This window comes from Peribacillus sp. SIMBA_075, from assembly GCF_046534585.1.
Genome location: NZ_JAWRYN010000935.1, coordinates 1 through 259 on the forward strand (window position 1 = coordinate 1; position 259 = coordinate 259).

Genomic DNA, 259 nt, shown 5'->3' on the forward strand with positions numbered 1-259 from the left:
AGACAGAAGGAAAGGTGCAAGAAATTGTTGATAATCATGTTGCTAAGACAATTGGTTCAATTGTTGGAGATCTTTTTGGTAACTGGAGTGAGTTTTCTAAAAACCTGAAGAAACAAGTAGAAGAGGAGTTACAAGTGAATCTTAAAGAACTAGACTTAGCTTCTTATAATACATTCATTATGAAAGCTGTAAAAGAAAAGTTGGATGATTCAATTGCAAGTGAAGGTGTGAAGAGAATTAACGAAACAATTGATGCATT

1 pseudogene is annotated in these 259 nt (G+C 32.8%); it reads left to right on the forward strand.

What is annotated here, in order from left to right:
- Positions 1-14: 14 nt before the first annotated feature.
- Positions 15-259 (forward strand): annotated as a pseudogene (locus SB775_RS31005) (hypothetical protein); the annotation flags it as partial.